Raw genomic sequence first — 15680 nt, 5'->3', positions numbered from 1 at the left:
GAACCCTGTGGAGAACCAGGAGCGCAAACCCGAATGATTTCCCCGGACAACCCGTTCGCCGTCCCCAGCGACCTGCCCTACGAGCTGCCGCCGTTCGACCGCATCGCCGACGAGCACTACCGCCCCGCCTTCGAGGCCGGGCTCGCCGAGCACGCCGCCGACGTGGAGCGGATCGCCGACGACCCGGCCGAGCCGACCTTCGAGAACACGATCGCGGCGCTCGAGCGGGCCGGTGCGCTGCTGACCCGGGTGTCGGGCACGTTCTTCAACATCTCCGGCTCGAACGCGACCGACGAGGTCCAGGAGATCCAGGCCGAGCTGGCTCCGAAGCTGGCCGCGCACGAGGACGCGATCCACCTGAACCCGCGGCTGTTCGCCCGCATCGACGCGCTGTACCGCAAGCGTGCGGAGCTGGGCTTGAACCCGGAGGAGCTTCGGCTGCTGGAGCGCCGCTACACCGATTTCAGCCGCGCGGGCGCCGGGTTGCCCGAGGAGGACCAGGCGAAGCTGCGTGCGCTGAACGAGCAGCTTTCGACGCTGCAGACCCGTTTTTCGCAGAACCTGCTGCGGGACACCAATGATCTCGCGGTCGTGCTCGACGACGCCGCGGAACTGGCCGGGCTCGGCGAGAGCGCGATCGCGGCGGCGGCGCAGACAGCGGCCGAACGCGGTCTTGCGGGCAAGTACGTGCTGACCCTGACGCTGCCGACCGCGCAGGCGGCCGTGGCCTCGCTGGAAAACCGCTCGGTGCGCGAGCGCGTCTTCACCGCTTCGGTGTCGCGAGGCAACCGCGGAAACGACTACGACAACAACGCGATCGTCCAGGAGATCACCCGGCTGCGAGCCGAGCGGGCCGCGCTGCTGGGCTACCCGAACCACGCGGCGTACGTGATCGCGGACGAGACGGCCAAGACCGTCGAGGCGGCCGGCGGGCTGCTGGAGCGGCTGGCGCCGGTGGCGGTCGCGAACGCGCGCACCGAGGCGGCGGAACTGCGGAAGCTGCTGGAGGCGGACGTGCCGGGCGCGACGCTGCAGCCGTGGGACTGGGCGTTCTACGCGTCGAAGGTGGAGCGCGAGCGGTTCCAGCTGGACACCGCGGCGCTGCGGCCGTACTTCGAGCTGGACCGAGTGCTGCACGACGGCGTGTTCGTGGCCGCGAACCGGTTGTACGGCTTGACTTTCACCGAGCGGAACGACCTGCCGAAGTATCACCCGCAGGTGCGGATCTTCGAGGTCTTCGACGCCGACGGGAGCGGGCTCGGCCTGTTCCTGATGGACTACTACACCCGCGACTCCAAGCGCGGCGGCGCGTGGATGAACAACTTCGTGGACCAGTCGCGGCTGCTCGGGCGGCGCACGGTCGTGGTCAACGTGCTGAACGTGACCAAGCCGCGCGAGGGGGAGCCGACGCTGCTCTCGCTCGACGAGGTGCGCACCGCGTTCCACGAGTTCGGGCACGCGCTGCACTCGCTGCTGTCCGGCGTCGAGTTCCCGACGTTCACCGGCACCAACGTGCCGCGCGACTTCGTCGAGTACCCCTCGCAGGTCAACGAGATGTGGATGCTGTGGCCGGAAATCCTGGCCAGCTACGCCAAGCACCACGAGACGGGGGAGCCGCTGCCCGCCGGGCAGGTCGAGCTGCTGGAGGCCGCGCAGCAGTACGGCGAAGGCTTCCGCACGACCGAGTACCTCGCCGCGGCGCTGCTCGACCTCGCCTGGCACCGCTTCGGCCCGGACGACCGGGTGGAGGACGTGCAGCGGTTCGAGGCCGAGGCGCTGGAAAAGGCGGGCGTGGCACTGGACAGCGTCCCGCCGCGCTACCGGACGACGTACTTCAACCACGTCTTCTCCGGCGGCTACAGCGCCGGGTACTACTCCTACATCTGGAGCGAGGTGCTCGACGCGGACACCGTCGAGTGGTTCACCGAGAACGGCGGCCTCAAGCGGGAGAACGGCGACCATTTCCGGTCGACCCTGCTCGGCCTCGGCGGCAGCGTCGACCCGATGGAGGCGTTCGCGACCTTCCGCGGCCGCGCGCCGGAGATCGAGCCGCTGCTGAAGCGCCGGGGACTGGCCGGGGCGTAAGCTGGGTGTATAACGACCTATCCGGCGGGGCTGGGACGACCGGCCCCGCCGGATAGATCCGGGAAGAGCTTCAGCCGACGGCGATGCCCGGCAGCCACAGCGCCCGCGCCGAAGGGGATCGGCTTGGAGTGCCGGATCGGCCAGGTGCGCGGGCCGACTCCCACCAAGAACGCGATTCCCCCCCTGGCGATCAACGCCGGGGGGCGGCGTCTGCCCGGGTGTCGGCATGCGTCGCGCCGCTCAGGGCGATCATCGTGACGACGACGGCCGTCGCCACGGTCCCGGCGATGATGCGCTGCCGCGGCGGCGGCCCAGGTTCCGGATCGACCGGCTGCCGAACAGTCTCGATCCGGGTTTCGCGCCGCGGCGAGGTCGCTTCGGCGGCCAGTTCCCGAGCTTCGGCGTCGAAGCGCTCGGCGGGGTCTTTCTCCAGTTGGAGGGTGGTCAGCTCGGTCAGGGGACGGGGGCTGGTGGAAGAGGCTCGCGGCCATCGTCGCTTTCGCGGTGTCCCGGGCGAACGGGGAGACGCCTTCGACGGCGTGGTGGAGTGTCGCGCCAAGCGAGAACAGGTGACGGCGCCATTGCCGCATCACGATCCACGGCGCCCCGTCCTCGGCCACGACGTGCGGGTGGTCGCGGAGCCGGGCGGCGTGCCGCGCCGCCCGCTCGGCCCGCTTGAGCCGGCCGGCTCGTTCGGTCTCGCCGGACGACGGCGGCAGCCGCAGCTCCTTCACCGCGACGTCCACGCCGGGGGTTTCGTCCCGAGCCCGCCACACGCGGCCGAAACCGCCGGACCCGAGTTCGCCGATCAGGTGGTAACGGCCGCCGATCGCCGCGTCCGGTCGCCCTCGGCCATGCCCACCGTCCTTGTGCGTTCGCGGTCCTCAGTCGCGCCAGCGTAGAGAAGGCCGGCGCGGTTCCGGCGGCGAACGGGCCGATTCTCCCGGCCGAACGTGCTGACCTGGGCCGAAGCGGCCCCCGGCTCGGCGGTGAACCGGCTCTTCGTCGGATCGGCGCAATCCCGGCCCTGACTGTCGGTGGATCCGACGAAGCCGCGGAGGGGGTGCGTGACCGCACAATGCGGCATCGCCGAATCAAGGAGGATCCGCCGGTGAGCATTCGCAGTTCCGCCCCGGTCGTGCGGCGGACCGAACGGACCACGTTGGCGCTGCTGGTCGGCGTCTTCATCATCGACTACATCGACCGCGTGATGATCGCGGTCGCGCTGCCGCTGATCGGAGCCGAGTTCGGGCTTTCCAAGACCACGCAGGGGCTGGTCGTTTCCGCGTTCGCGATCGCCTACCTGCTCGGGCAGATGCCCGGCGGGCTGCTCGCGGACCGCGTCGGTGCGCGGCCGCTGCTGGTGATTTCCCTGGTGGCGTGGTCGGTGTTCACCGCCGCCACCGGGTTCGCGCCGGGGCTGGTCGTGCTGCTGGTGCTGCGCGCGGCGTTCGGGTTCGCGCAGGCGTTGTTCCCGGGCGCGGCGTTCAAGGCGCTCGCCGAGCGCACGACCCAGGAAGGGCGCAGCCGCGGCGCGGGGCTGCTGCTGGCGTCCAACTCGGTCGGGGCGGGCCTCGGGCCGCTGCTGGTCGCGCCGCTGGTGGTCGCCGCGGGCTGGCGGCACACGTTCTGGATCGTCGCGGTGGCCGGGCTGATCGTCGGGCTGGCGCTGTGGCGGCTGCTGCCCGCGCCGCTGCCGCGCGAGCTGACCGAACCCGAGGCCCGCGTCGCCCCGGTGAAGGTGCCGGTCTCGCAGGTGCTGCGGAACCGGCTGGTGATCCGCTGCGCGGCGATGTTCGCCTGCTTCAACATGCTCGCCTACGGGATGATCACCTGGGTTCCGTCGTACCTGGTCGAGACCAAGGGGCTTTCGCTGGTCGCCGCGGGGGTCTCGGCGGCGATCCCGCAGCTGGTGAACGCGGCGGCGGTGCTGATCGGCGGCTGGCTGATGAGCCGGTACTTCGACCGCAGGCCGCGCTGGCTCGTGGTGCCCGCGCTCGTCGCCGCCGCCGGGGTGCTCGTCGCGATGCTGCTGTCTGATTCGGCGACCGGGTTCACCGTGCTGCAGACCGTCGCGATGTTCATCAGCGGCCTCGCCTCGATCGGCATCGTCGGCCTGCCGCTGCGGGTGCTGCCGCGCGATCTGGTCGGCGCGGGAATGGGCCTGGTCAACACCGGCGGCCAGCTCGCCGGCGTGCTCGCGCCGCTGGTGATGGGCTGGCTCGCGGACCGGTTCGGGTTCGCCGCGGCGTTCGGCTTCCTGGCGGTGTCGACGCTGGCCGCAGCGGCGATTTCACTGACCACGCGCTCGACGACGCTCTCGCTCGGCGCACCGGCTCCGGCGAGGGAACAGGTGGGCTGACCCACCGGGGGCCGGTGGTCCGGCACCGGACCACCGGCCCCCGGTGGCGCCCGACGATCCGACCCGGCCGTTCGGCCGCATTAGTGGTCTAGACCTTGACGGGTGACTGGTCCAGTCCAATTCTGGGAAGGTTCCGGCCGTGCGCCGCCGCCGCACAGCCCCTTTTCCGGCACTGGAGCCCCGCATGCGACGAAGAAGTCACTTGTCACGATTGTCCGCTGTCCTGGCCGCCGCGGCGGCTCCGCTCGGCGTGCTGGTCGCCACCGCGGTGCCCGCGCACGCCGCGACGCCGCTGCCGAACCACGTGTTCGCGCCCTACTTCGAATCCTGGAACGGCGAGAGCCCGGCGGCGATGGCCCAGGAAGCGGGCGTCAAGCACCTGACGATGGCGTTCCTGCAGACCGCCTCCCCGGGTTCGTGCACCGTCCTCTGGAACGGCGACACCGGCATGCCGGTGTCGGACTCGACGTTCGGCGCGGACTTCCGCACCATCCGCTCGCGCGGCGGGGACGTCATCCCGTCGTTCGGCGGCTACACCGCGGACCACGACGCCACCGAGATCGCCGACAGCTGCACGAACGTCGACCAGATCGCGGCCGCGTACGAATCGCTGATCACCACCTACGACGTGCCGCGCCTGGACATGGACATCGAGGACAACTCGCTGACCAACTCCGCGGGCGTCGACCGCCGGAACAAGGCGATCAAGAAGGTCCAGGACTGGGCCGCGGCCAACGGGCGCCAGCTGCAGATCTCCTACACGCTGCCGACCACCACGAGCGGTCTCACCAGCGCGCTGGACGTGCTGCGGAACGCGGTGTCCAACGGAGCCAAGGTCGACGTGGTCAACCTGATGACCTTCGACTACTACGACAACGCCACCCACAACATGGCCCAGGACACCCAGACCGCCGCGAGCGGGCTGGTGTCGCAGCTGGCGTCGCTGTATCCGAACAAGACGCAGGAACAGCTGTGGGGGATGGTCGGCATCACCGAGATGCCGGGCATCGACGACTTCGGCGCGGCCGAAACCTTCACCACCGCCGACGCGGTCACTGTCTACAACTGGGCCGTGTCCAAGGGCATCGACATGCTGTCGTTCTGGGCGTTGCAGCGCGACAACGGCAGCTGCCCGGGCACCGGCGCACAGGACACTTGTTCCGGCATCCCGCAGGACAAGTGGTACTTCAGCCACACGTTCGCCCCGTTCACCGGCGGAACTCCGGTGCCGGGCAACGACTTCTCGGTGACCGCGAGCCCGGCCTCGGCTTCGGTCGACCCGGGCGGTTCGGCCGCCGGCAAGGTGAGCACCGCGGTGACTTCCGGTACGGCGCAGCAGGTTTCGCTTTCGGTGAGCGGTGCACCGGGCGGTGTGACCGCTTCGGTCAGTCCGGCCACGGTCAAGGCGGGGGAGAGCGCGAACCTGTCGATCACCACGACCGCGGCGACTCAGCCGGGCGTCTACCCGCTGACGATCACCGGCTCGGTCGCGGGCGGCGGCAGCCACACCGCGACGTACACGTTGACTGTCAACGGAACCAGCCCGACCGGGAGCGTCGTCAACGGCAACTTCGAGACCGGCGCGATCAGCCCGTGGAGCGGCGGGGCGATCGTCTCCTCGCCGGTGCACTCCGGCAGCCACGCACTGCAGGTGTCGCCGACGGCGTCGACTACCGGGGAAGCGACGCAGAACCTGACGCTCGCGCCGAACCACGCGTACACGCTGACCGCGTGGGTCCAGGGCGGATACGCCTACGCCGGCGTCCGCGGGGGAGCGACGGCCAGTTCGTGGACCGCCAACTCCAGCTGGACCAAGCTGACCGTGCCCTTCACGACCGGCTCGTCCGGCACGGTGACGGTGTACGTCCACGGCTGGTACGGCCAGAGCCCGATCTACGCGGACGACATCTCCGTCGGCTGATTAGTGTATAACGACCTATACAGCCGGGTGCCAGGCAAAAATTTCTCGCCTGGCGCTCGGCTCGCGTTTCAAACACAAAAATCTCACAAGCGGGCGAGGGCCAAAATCAGGCCGCGGTACAGCCAGTACATCGGCTTCGGGGCGTAGTCGTCGGTCATGATGCCGAAGTTGTCGAACGAGCTGGGGGAGCCGGTGACGTCGTCGCGCAGGGCGAACAGCTCGTAGCTGGCCACGTTCTCCGCGGCCCGATCCTGGTTGATCGCCAGGATTTCCGTCGTCAGCGCGCGGGCTTGGCCGGCCGGCGTGCGCTGGGCGGTGTGGGTCGCCCAGCCGTTCTCCGACACGCGGATCGGCACGTCGCGGCCGAGACCCGCGATGGGCATCTCCTGGGTGCGGACGGTGTGCAGGGTCTGGTGGACGAACCTGGCCAGGTCGGGCTCCGGCGGGATGCCGGGCAGTCCGGCATCCGGGTAGAGGTCGACGCCGACGAAGCCGGTCGAGCGGCTGAACTCGGCCCCGCCGAGCTGGGCGAGATGCTGCTAGAACTGCGTGAACGGCCGGGTGCGGGCGACCTCGTCGAAGCCGATCCGCAGCCGGCCGAATCCGTCCCGGTCGGCTGCCTTCCGGCCGGTGACGACGCCTTGCACCAGTGCGGTGTCGCCGTTGGGCCGGGGCACCACGTTCTGTTCGAGAGTGACCGAGATCGTATCGGCGATCGGGCCGTAGCGGTGCACCGTTTTCTCCACGCAGGACTGCCATTCCGGCATGCTCTCGCCGGAATAGCTGAGCACCACGTCCAACCGGCGGCCCGGCGCGAGGTACCGCATTTCGTCGTCGGGGAAGGCGCTGCCGCAGCCGAGGTAGTCGCGGAGCAGGAACGGTCGGTGCCCGGATTGCAGCTGCGCCAACGCTTTCCGCACCTCGGCCGGATTGTCGGGTTTGCCGGTGGTGGAACCGCCGCCGGCGTAACCGCCCGGGTAGACGCCGAAGGTCAGCGGCATCGGCGTGGCGTCGGCGACGGCCGGGGCGAGCACGGTGAGTCCGGCGGTGAGGGCGGCCGCGGCGGCGATCCGGAGTTTCTTCACGGCACTGAGTATTGGAGTTCGCCGCGAGCGGAGCCGATGACGGATGTCATCTTCCGGCCGGGACACTCGTCAGCAGTGCGGGGAAGGGTCCCCGGGGCGGGCGAGTCTGTCCGGCGGGTGGCGCGCCGGGGCCGAGCAGCACTGCTTCTTCGCTGCCGAGGGCGGCGTCGAAGACCGCCGGATCCCATCGGCTCCAGCCGATCGAGACGGCGGGCAGTCCGCGTGCGCGCCGGTGGGCGGCGAGGGCGTCGAGGAATCGGTTGGCGGCGGCGTAGCTCGCTCCGGCTTCGCCGAAGATTCCGGCGAGGGACGAAAAGAGCACAAAGGCTGACAGCGGCAGGTGTTTGGTCGCTTCGTGGAGGGTCCAGGCGGAGTCGGCTTTGGCGCGCATGACCGGGTCGGGGCATTCGGGGGTCCGCGCCGCCGCGCAGGGGTCGTCGAAGACCGCGGCGCAGTGGATGACGGCGGTCAGCGGCGGGTGGCAGGACGCGATGAGGCTTTCGACCTGATCCGGGTCGGCGGCGTCGATGGCGGCGATGCGGACGTCGGCGTCGAGATCGGTCGGGAGGTGTTCGGCGGCGGGGCCGCTGCGGCTCGCCAGCACGAGGTGCCGGACACCGTGCCCGGCGACGAGATGCTCGGCCAGCAGGGTGCCGATTCGGCCGGTGCCGCCGGTGACGAGGACGGTGCCGGAGGAATCGATCGGCCGGGCGGGGGAGGCTGCGGCGGGCGCGACGCGGAAGGCGTGCGGTACTCCGTCGCGGATGGCGAGCCGGGGTTCGGTGTTGCCGCCGACGAGGTGGAGGATGTCGGCGGCGGGGGTCGGCCGGTCGAGGTCGACCACGGTGACCTTGGCCGCCGCCGCGTTGAGCAGACCCCAGGCGGCGGCGCTCGCGAGATCGGGATCGGGTCCGGTGGCGTTGGTCGTGACGACGAGCCGGTCTTCGCGGTGTCGCAGAGCGTCCAGGGTGCGGGCAGTGCGGGAGTGGACGTCGTTGCCCGCGGGGATTTCGAGGATTTCGGCTTGGCCGGCCCGCGCTGGGACCGGGACCCAGCGCGGGCGGTAGAGCAGGGTTTCGGCGGGCAGGTCTGCTCGCTGGGCTCCGCTCCCGGCGAAGACCTCGTGCCAGGCGACGGGGATGCCTGCGGTGTGCAGCCGGGCGAGTTCGGCGAGCAGGTCGCGGACCGACGGCGGGGTGAGATCCAGGACGAGGCTGGTGTCGTCCCAGGGTTTGGTCACGCGGGCGACGGCTTCCGGGCGGAGGCCCCAGGATTCCAGCAGGCAGCACAATGCGGCTTGGAAAGCGAAGAGCCAGTCCTGATAGTCGCCCAACATCGTGTCGAAGGTGTCGGAGAAGAGCGGAAACTGTTGCGAGAACTCGGTTTCTCGGCCCGGAGATGGTGTGCTGCCGCGGGAGACGAAGGTCAGCCGGGGACGCTCCGGCACAGGCTGTCCGGGCGTCTCGCCGCTGGCGACCGCTGCGAGGGCGGTTCGGTCGCCGGCCGGGACGAGGACGCGGAGCGCGAGCGGGGCCCGGGTGGCGAGAGAGTAAGCGAGGTCGACGTCGGACGCCGTGCTGTCGAGGAGGCCCGCGGCGAGGGCGCGCAGGGCAACGCCGTCGCTCGCGCTGAGCAGCCAGGGCGGTGTGGGGAAGTCCGTGCGGGCAACGGGTTCGGGCATGGGAGTCTCTTCCGGAAGGACCTGCGCGGGCCGGGGAATGCCCTCGACTGGCCGGGACGCACAGCGGAAACCGGGCCGTTGAAGAGCGCTCGCTGCGTTCCAACCTGTCGTTGGCTGTCGGGAATCAGGATTGCGCCGGAATCAGCTGCGATTTCCGCGGCAGCCATGCGCGCGGCGACACCGGATCCGGGCCGCGCGGGGCTCGCGGTCCGCCCGGAGAACGGCGGCCGGACCGCGTCGGCTCTGTGTCCTGGCACTCCTCGACATATACCGCGCTCAGGCCGGGCCGGGCGGCAGATTTCCCCTTTGGTCCCCGTTCCGTGCACGCGGTGCCTCCGCCGCTGCTCGGCGGGCAACGATTTCCGCGACCTTCGCGCACGTTTCGTCCGGGTCGAGGTGTTCGGTGTCCAGCACTGTGCACTGTGGACGGAGCGGAAGGTACTCCGCGACGTGGTCGTGGATCCGGTCGAGCACGACCGGACCGCCCCATTCGGCCATCGCGTCAGTCGCCGCGTGGTCGCCGCGCGCGGCGAACCGGGCTTTCGCCTGCGGCCGGGGCGCGGCGAGCATGATCTCGACGTACTCGCCGCCAGCCGCGCGGGCCGCCTCCGCGAACCGCTCGGCCTGCTCGACGCGAGCCACCAGCTGCGGCAGGACGACGTCGTATCCGGCGCGCAGATGGGTTTCCGCCATGGCGAGCGCGAGTCGCCGCGCGGCGGGCAGGGTGTCCCAGAACGCGGTCCGCCAGCCGCCGATCATCGTGACCACCTGGTCGGCGTCGAGGGCCAGCACTCCCGGGCGGAGATCGGCGTAGCGCCGCGCGACGGTGGATTTCCCGATGCCGGACGGGCCGTTGAGGTGGATCAGCCGGGCCATTCACCCGACCCTAGCGGTCCAGCGGCCGTCGCGGACGTGCCCGAAGAGGACATCGGCGAAGTGGTTGCCGTAGCCGATCGTGCCGTGCCCGGCCAGTTCGGCGACGAGCTTCCGGCGGTGGCTGGCGGCCTCGGCCGGATCGCGGTCGTACCCGCAGGACCAGTCCGGGTTTTCGATCTGGATCGGCGAATGGACCGCGTCGCCGAACGCGATCAGCCGGTGCCCGCCGGAGGTGAGGACGTACTCGGCGTGCGCCCGGCGGCGAAACACCTCCTGCCCGTCCTCGACCGTGCGCACTCGCGGTGTCAGCGCGTCGGTCTCGCCGGAGGGCTCGCGCCGCGCCCACTCTGGCTCCGCGACCAGATGTCCGGCGTGACAGCCGATGTGGTCGGAGTGCGAGTGCGTGAACGCCACTGCCTCGAAGTCCTGCGGTTCGCGCCCGAGCGCGGCCAGGTTGTCGAGCAGCGCACCACCGTTCGGCGCGCCCGGTCCGCCGCCCGAACCCGGCGTCGATCAGCAGCGCCCGGCCGTCGCGTTCCACCAGCGGTCCGCCGATGCTCGCGACGAGGTAACTGTTCGCCCGGGTGGATGGTCTGGCGCGGCGCGGGCCGGCGAAGTCGGTCGTCGAGCACCGTTTCGTTCCCTTCCGCGGTCTTCCCGACCACAAGCATCAAGTTAGAAACATTCAGGCTCAAATTATTCTGACTTGATGGAGTTCCTAGGATGGGGTCATGACGGAGCCCCGGGCGATCGCCGAACGGGAGCTGTGCGGTCTGGTGAACGGGCTGGCCCAGCAGATCGCCGTCCACGTCCGCGAGCGCGCGGTGACCCTGGGGCTGACCGCCGCGCAGGCGGCCGCGCTGCGGGAGCTGACCGGTCCGATGACGATGCGCGAGCTGGCCGAGCGGATGAGCTGCGAGCCGTCGAATGCCACGTTCGTCGTCGACAAGCTGGAAAAGCAGGGGCTGATCGAGCGGCGCGCGCATCCGACCGACCGGCGCGCCCGGCATCTTGTCCTCACCGAGGACGGCACGGCGCTGCGCGAGCGGCTGCTCGACCTGCTGACCCGGGATTCGCCGCTGGCCGGGCTCACTCCGAAGGATCAGCGAGCGCTGCGGGGGCTGCTGGAGCGGGCGATCGCGGCGGGCGCAGGCCGTCGAGGATGATGCGGAGGTTCCGCCGCCACTGGTCGTCGCTCGGGACGAGACCGATCGTGTGGTCCGGCGGGATCGCGGTGGCGAGCGCGAACGGGACGTCCCGCCAGCCGAGGTCCGCGCGGAGCGTCCCCGCCTGTTGCGCTCGCTGGACCAGTTGACGCATCGCCCGCTGCAGCCGGGTGACGCGCGGTTCCAGGTCAAGCCGTTCGCCGCGGCCGGACAGGGCGTCGTGCAGGCCGCAGCTGGACGCGCGCAGCTGGACGTAGGTCTCGGCGAACTCGGCGAATCCCTGCCACGGATCGGGGGCGTCGAGCACGTGCGCGGCGCGGTCGGTCATCTCGTCGATGGTGTCGGTCAGGATGGCGGCGAGGAGTGCGTCCAGTGACGGCACGCGCCGGTACAGCGTGCCGAGGCCGACGCCCGCGCGCTGGGCGATGTCGCGGGTCGTGACCGCGAGCCCGAGCTCGTCGAGCGCTTCGCGGGTCGCCGCGACCAGCCGCTCGACGTTGCGCTGCGCGTCGGCTCGCGGTCGGCCTTGGGCGAGCAGTGCTGCGACGGCGGAGTCCGGCATTCCCGCAGTCTAGACCAAGCGGGTCAGGCTGTTCCGCTTCTGGTAGCTTGGCAGAACCGGAACAACATGACCCGCTTAGTGGAGGTGGGGGCTTGACCAAGCCGATCGGCGTCGGAATCCTCGGCGCCAACCCGGATCGGGGCTGGGCCGCACGGGCGCACATCCCTGCCATTGCCGCGTCGCCCGGCTTCTCGCTTGCCGCCATCGCGACCACGCGCACCAGCAGTGCGGAGGCGGCGCGCGCCCGGTTCGGCGCACGGCTTGCCTTTACTGACGCCCGGAGTCTCGCCGAGCACCCCGACGTCGATCTGGTTGTCGTCACGGTGAAGGTGCCCGCGCACGTCGAGTTGGTGACGGCGGCGCTGGAAGCAGGCAAGCACGTCTACTGCGAGTGGCCGTTGGCGACGACCGCGGGGGAAGCCGCCGCGCTGGCCGCGGCGGGGGAGCGGGCCGGGGTGCACACGGCGGTGGGTCTGCAGGCGCGGTTCTCGCCGACTGTCCGCCGGGCCCGCGAGATGATCGGGGAGATCGGCGAGGTGCTGTCCGCGAATGTCTACAGTTCGCGCGGCAAGGGAAACACCCGGGACGTTCCCGGGTGGACGGCCTACACCTACGACCGCCGCAGCGGGGCCGGACTGGTCGAAGTCCTCGGCGGGCACACGCTCGATCTGGTGCAGTACCTGCTCGGGCCGATCCGCGAGCTGTCCGGCCGGACCGCGATCCGGAACGGATCGCATCGCGTCGCCGAAACGGCGGAGCCGATCGCCGTCACGGCCCCGGACCATTTCCTCGCGCACGCCGAACTCGACGGCGGGGCAGCGGTGTCCGTTCATCTGCACGACGGCGAAGCGGCGATGCCCCGGACGCGGATCGAAATCGCGGGCACCGAAGGGAATCTCGCGCTGACCTCCGCGCCGGAGACCGATCCGTGGGCCGCGCAAGTGCAGATCGGCCGGCTGGAGCTTCGCCTGTCCCGTCCCGGCAGTCCGGAGTGGACGGTGGTCCCGGTGCGCGATGCCAGCGAGTTGCCGATCCAGGCGGCGAATGTGGGCCGGGTCTACGACCAGCTGGCCGCGGACCTCCACGACGGGACGCACACGGTGCCGGATTTCGCCGCCGCCCACCGGCTGCACGAGCTGCTTTCAACTGTATAACGACCTATACGGCGGGCGAGTGAAGAGCAACAATCCCGCGAGACACAGATCGTCCCGCACCTCCCAAACAACCGCGCCAGACGCGAGGTGGCCGCCCCGGTTTCGGGGCGGCCACCTCGGAAACAGACCTCAGATCAGGCCCAGCTTGCGGACCGCGTCGCGTTCCTCGGCCAGTTCGGCCACGGAGGCGTCGATCCGCGGGCGGGAGAACTCGTCGATCTCCAGGCCCTGCACGATCTCGTACTTGCCGTCCTTCGCGGTGACCGGGAAGGAGGAGATGAGGCCCTCCGGGACGCCGTAGGAGCCGTCGGAGACGACGCCGGCCGAGGTCCAGTCGCCCTCGGGGGTGCCGTTGACCCAGGTGTAGACGTGGTCGATCGCGGCCGACGCGGCGGAGGCGGCCGAGGAGAGGCCGCGGGCCTCGATGATCGCGGCGCCGCGCTTGGCGACGGTCGGGATGAAGGTGTCGGCGAGCCACGCCTCGTCGTTGATGGTCTCGGCGACGTTCTTGCCGTTGACCTCGGCGTGCTGCACCGACGGGTACTGGGTGGCCGAGTGGTTGCCCCAGATCGCGACCTTCTTCAGGTCGGTCACGGCGACGCCGAGCTTCTTGGCCAGCTGCGCCAGCGCGCGGTTGTGGTCGAGGCGGGTCATCGCGGTGAAGCGCTCGGCGGGCACGTCGGGGGCGTGCGACTGGGCGATGAGCGCGTTGGTGTTGGCCGGGTTGCCGACCACGAGAACCTTGATGTCGTCGGCCGCGCCCGCGTTGATCGCCTCGCCCTGGGGCTTGAAGATGCCGCCGTTGGCCTCAAGCAGGTCGCCGCGCTCCATGCCCTTGCTGCGCGGGCGGGCGCCGACCAGGAGGCCGATGTTCGCGCCGGAGAAGGCCTGCTTCGGGTCGTCGAAGATGTCGATGCCCGCCAGCAGCGGGAACGCGCCGTCGTCCAGCTCCATCGCGGTGCCCTCAGCCGCCTTGACCGCCTGGGGGATCTCCAGGAGCCGCAGCTTCACCGGGGTGTCGGCGCCGAGCAGCTGACCGGACGCGATGCGGAACAGCAGCGCGTAGCCGATCTGGCCGGCCGCACCGGTGACGGTGACGTTGACAGGGGCTTGGGTCATTGCGCTTCTCCAGCTTGAGACGACTTTGGCTAGTACCGAGGATGCTAGCCCTACCGGCGGGCGTCGTCCGGGTGCGTCCAGTCACGGTAGCCAGGATCACGTTCGGGCTCCCGGTGCGATCCGCCTTAAGTCGTGGGGCGAAGGGCGCAACCCGAGATCACGATCGAGTTGCGGGCGTGGCGGGCCCGGAGCCGCCGAGGTTCGTCGTGGGCAGCCGCGGCGGGGCGGTCCGCCGAATCGCCCGGGAAGCGCGGGTCGGCACGGAAGCGGACACGCCACGTGAACTGTCCTGATTGCCCGGTTTTTGCGGGCTTTTTCTCCGGATTGTCCGGACCAGCCGGGCGAGTGGTTCCGCGTTGTGTGTTTTTGAAGCATTTTTGTTGATTCGTCAATTGTCCATAATAGCTTTTGTCAACGATTTGTTAACACGTTGCTGTGTGCAGCTAAACAAGTACGTTGCTCCATTCAGTGGGACGCGGAGAGTGGTTGTCGCGCTACCCTTTCGAAACCCCCAACCCCCGGAAGTAATGGGAAGGAACCCATGCTTGCCACGATGGCCGCTGCGCTTTTGGCTCTTTCTTCGACAATTACGCCGAATTCCTGGCCGCAGAATCCGCCGCCGGACAAAATTATCATCGACGTGGCGACCGTGAACGGGACCGGCTGCCCGCCGGACACGGCCGCGGTTTCGGTTTCGGCGGACAACACCGCGTTCACCGTCACCTACAGCCAATACACCGCGCAGGTCGGCGTCGGCGCGCAGCCGACGGACTTCAGGAAGAACTGCCAGATCGGCCTTCGCGTGCACGTGCCGCAGGGGTTCACGTACGGAATCGCCTCGGCGGACTACCGCGGATTCGGGCACCTCGAAAAGGGCGCGTACGGCGTGGAACGCGCGAACTACTATTTCCAGGGGAACTCGCCGACCGCGTACGCGACACATCGGCTCGACGGGTTCTACGACAATGACTGGCAGTTCTCGGATTCGACGGACATCGACGCGATTATCTACGAACCGTGCGGCCAGGAGCGCAACCTGAACATCAACACGGAACTGCGGGCGTATGCCGGCACTTCCGATCCGAAGGCGACGACGAGCTTCCTGACGATGGACTCGACCGACGGCAGTGTCCAGACGGTTTACCACTTCGCCTGGAAGACCTGCCCGGGAACCCGGTAACTGAGTGAGGCGGACTCGTGGGCGCTTCTTCGGGCGCTCACGAGTCCGTCTGTGTCACGTTTTCCGCGAGCCTGGTCAGCAGTGCGGCCAGGGTCGCGATCTCGTCGTCGGTGAATCCGCGGCGCATCCGCTTGTCGTGCGCGATCGCGGCGTCGGCGAGGCGGTGGAAGGTCCGCTCGCCGTAGCCGGTCAGCTCGACCTGGTGCACGCGCCGGTTTTCCGGGTCGCGGGTGCGGGTGAGCAGGCCCGCGGTTTCCATGCCGTTGAGGTGGTGGGTGAGCGTCGCGCCCTGGATGCCGACGGCGTCGGCGAGTTCGCGCTGGCTCGCGTGCTGGCGGGTTTTGAGCGCGATGAGGATCTGCCAGACCGGCTGCGATCCGCCGACCTCGGCGAGCGCGCGGTCGAATGCCTGCCCCGCGGTCTTGGCGGTGCGGGCGAGGAGAACGCCGAGCGGCGGCGTGGCGGGTCGGGGCACGGGGAGGACGGTAC

At 70.1% G+C, this 15680-nt stretch carries 15 protein-coding genes; 6 read left to right on the top strand and 9 right to left on the bottom strand.

Annotated elements, in window-relative coordinates:
* Positions 1-33: 33 nt before the first annotated feature.
* A complete protein-coding gene (locus BM362_RS26690) occupies positions 34-2085 on the top strand; it encodes a M3 family metallopeptidase (RefSeq protein WP_093575000.1) in 2052 nt (683 codons plus the stop codon).
* 190 nt (positions 2086-2275) lie between these two features.
* On the opposite strand, the gene BM362_RS26685 is transcribed toward BM362_RS26690, so the two are convergent.
* A complete protein-coding gene (locus tag BM362_RS26685) occupies positions 2276-2644 on the bottom strand; it encodes a hypothetical protein (protein WP_093574999.1) in 369 nt (122 codons plus the stop codon).
* A 552-nt stretch (positions 2645-3196) separates the two neighbouring features.
* On the opposite strand from BM362_RS26685, the gene BM362_RS26675 reads away from it, so the two are divergent.
* Together BM362_RS26675 and BM362_RS26670 are read left to right on the top strand one after the other, a co-directional pair.
* Positions 3197-4447 carry an MFS transporter gene (locus BM362_RS26675; protein WP_208865348.1) on the top strand — a complete coding sequence of 417 codons (1251 nt, stop codon included), beginning with the start codon at positions 3197-3199 and terminating at the stop codon, positions 4445-4447.
* A gap of 184 nt (positions 4448-4631) precedes the next feature.
* The gene (locus tag BM362_RS26670; protein ID WP_167545447.1) at positions 4632-6368 is read left to right on the top strand and encodes a glycosyl hydrolase family 18 protein; all 1737 of its coding nucleotides are present in this window, start codon (positions 4632-4634) and stop codon (positions 6366-6368) included.
* 83 nt (positions 6369-6451) lie between these two features.
* On the opposite strand, the gene BM362_RS26665 is transcribed toward BM362_RS26670, so the two are convergent.
* From BM362_RS26665 to BM362_RS49310, 5 genes are all read right to left on the bottom strand, one after another.
* Positions 6452-6751, bottom strand: a complete 300-nt coding sequence (locus tag BM362_RS26665; RefSeq protein ID WP_093574995.1) for a hypothetical protein — start codon at positions 6749-6751, stop codon at positions 6452-6454.
* Between the two features lie 156 nt (positions 6752-6907).
* Positions 6908-7453, bottom strand: a complete 546-nt coding sequence (locus BM362_RS26660; protein ID WP_093574994.1) for a hypothetical protein — start codon at positions 7451-7453, stop codon at positions 6908-6910.
* Between the two features lie 46 nt (positions 7454-7499).
* Positions 7500-9134 carry a beta-ketoacyl reductase gene (locus tag BM362_RS26655; RefSeq protein WP_093574993.1) on the bottom strand — a complete coding sequence of 545 codons (1635 nt, stop codon included), beginning with the start codon at positions 9132-9134 and terminating at the stop codon, positions 7500-7502.
* Between the two features lie 276 nt (positions 9135-9410).
* Positions 9411-10010: a P-loop nucleotide/nucleoside kinase family protein gene (locus tag BM362_RS26650; RefSeq protein ID WP_093574992.1), complete on the bottom strand. Its 600-nt coding sequence runs from the start codon at positions 10008-10010 to the stop codon at positions 9411-9413.
* On the bottom strand, positions 10011-10424 hold the full coding sequence (locus tag BM362_RS49310) for an MBL fold metallo-hydrolase (protein WP_244287297.1): 414 nt from the start codon (positions 10422-10424) through the stop codon (positions 10011-10013).
* Positions 10425-10741: 317 nt separating this feature from the next.
* On the opposite strand from BM362_RS49310, the gene BM362_RS26640 reads away from it, so the two are divergent.
* Positions 10742-11176 (top strand): MarR family winged helix-turn-helix transcriptional regulator, encoded by a 435-nt coding sequence (locus BM362_RS26640; protein WP_067588826.1) that lies wholly within the window; start codon positions 10742-10744, stop codon positions 11174-11176.
* Here the strand turns inward: BM362_RS26640 and BM362_RS26635 are convergent.
* Positions 11100-11738, bottom strand: a complete 639-nt coding sequence (locus BM362_RS26635; RefSeq protein ID WP_093574991.1) for a TetR/AcrR family transcriptional regulator — start codon at positions 11736-11738, stop codon at positions 11100-11102. The two genes, BM362_RS26640 and BM362_RS26635, sit on opposite strands and share 77 nt — an antisense overlap.
* A gap of 92 nt (positions 11739-11830) precedes the next feature.
* Here BM362_RS26635 and BM362_RS26630 point away from each other — a divergent pair, with 92 nt between their 5' ends.
* A complete protein-coding gene (locus BM362_RS26630; protein ID WP_093574990.1) occupies positions 11831-12892 on the top strand; it encodes a Gfo/Idh/MocA family protein in 1062 nt (353 codons plus the stop codon).
* Between the two features lie 129 nt (positions 12893-13021).
* Here BM362_RS26630 and BM362_RS26625 read toward each other — a convergent pair whose 3' ends face one another.
* Entirely contained in the window at positions 13022-14011 is a 990-nt protein-coding gene (locus BM362_RS26625) for a malate dehydrogenase (RefSeq protein ID WP_067588822.1), read from the bottom strand.
* A 541-nt stretch (positions 14012-14552) separates the two neighbouring features.
* On the opposite strand from BM362_RS26625, the gene BM362_RS26620 reads away from it, so the two are divergent.
* Entirely contained in the window at positions 14553-15191 is a 639-nt protein-coding gene (locus BM362_RS26620) for a DUF4360 domain-containing protein (protein WP_093574989.1), read from the top strand.
* 37 nt (positions 15192-15228) lie between these two features.
* Here BM362_RS26620 and BM362_RS26615 read toward each other — a convergent pair whose 3' ends face one another.
* Entirely contained in the window at positions 15229-15666 is a 438-nt protein-coding gene (locus BM362_RS26615) for a MarR family winged helix-turn-helix transcriptional regulator (protein ID WP_093574988.1), read from the bottom strand.
* Positions 15667-15680 lie beyond the last annotated feature (14 nt).

It is taken from the genome of Amycolatopsis rubida (assembly GCF_900115345.1).
GTDB lineage: Bacteria > Actinomycetota > Actinomycetes > Mycobacteriales > Pseudonocardiaceae > Amycolatopsis > Amycolatopsis rubida.
This window is presented reverse-complemented; position numbering and strand designations above follow the sequence as displayed.

What these genes read in the sequence shown, in the direction of transcription:
- BM362_RS26670 (WP_167545447.1), top strand. Translation starts at nt 4,632, where the DNA reads ATGCGACGAAGAAGTCACTTGTCACGATTGTCCGCTGTCCTGGCCGCC.
- BM362_RS26625 (WP_067588822.1), bottom strand. Translation starts at nt 14,011, where the DNA reads ATGACCCAAGCCCCTGTCAACGTCACCGTCACCGGTGCGGCCGGCCAG.
- BM362_RS26620 (WP_093574989.1), top strand. Translation starts at nt 14,553, where the DNA reads ATGCTTGCCACGATGGCCGCTGCGCTTTTGGCTCTTTCTTCGACAATT.
- BM362_RS26650 (WP_093574992.1), bottom strand. Translation starts at nt 10,010, where the DNA reads ATGGCCCGGCTGATCCACCTCAACGGCCCGTCCGGCATCGGGAAATCC.
- BM362_RS26665 (WP_093574995.1), bottom strand. Translation starts at nt 6,751, where the DNA reads ATGCCCATCGCGGGTCTCGGCCGCGACGTGCCGATCCGCGTGTCGGAG.
- BM362_RS26655 (WP_093574993.1), bottom strand. Translation starts at nt 9,134, where the DNA reads ATGCCCGAACCCGTTGCCCGCACGGACTTCCCCACACCGCCCTGGCTG.
- BM362_RS26640 (WP_067588826.1), top strand. Translation starts at nt 10,742, where the DNA reads ATGACGGAGCCCCGGGCGATCGCCGAACGGGAGCTGTGCGGTCTGGTG.
- BM362_RS26690 (WP_093575000.1), top strand. Translation starts at nt 34, where the DNA reads ATGATTTCCCCGGACAACCCGTTCGCCGTCCCCAGCGACCTGCCCTAC.
- BM362_RS26635 (WP_093574991.1), bottom strand. Translation starts at nt 11,738, where the DNA reads ATGCCGGACTCCGCCGTCGCAGCACTGCTCGCCCAAGGCCGACCGCGA.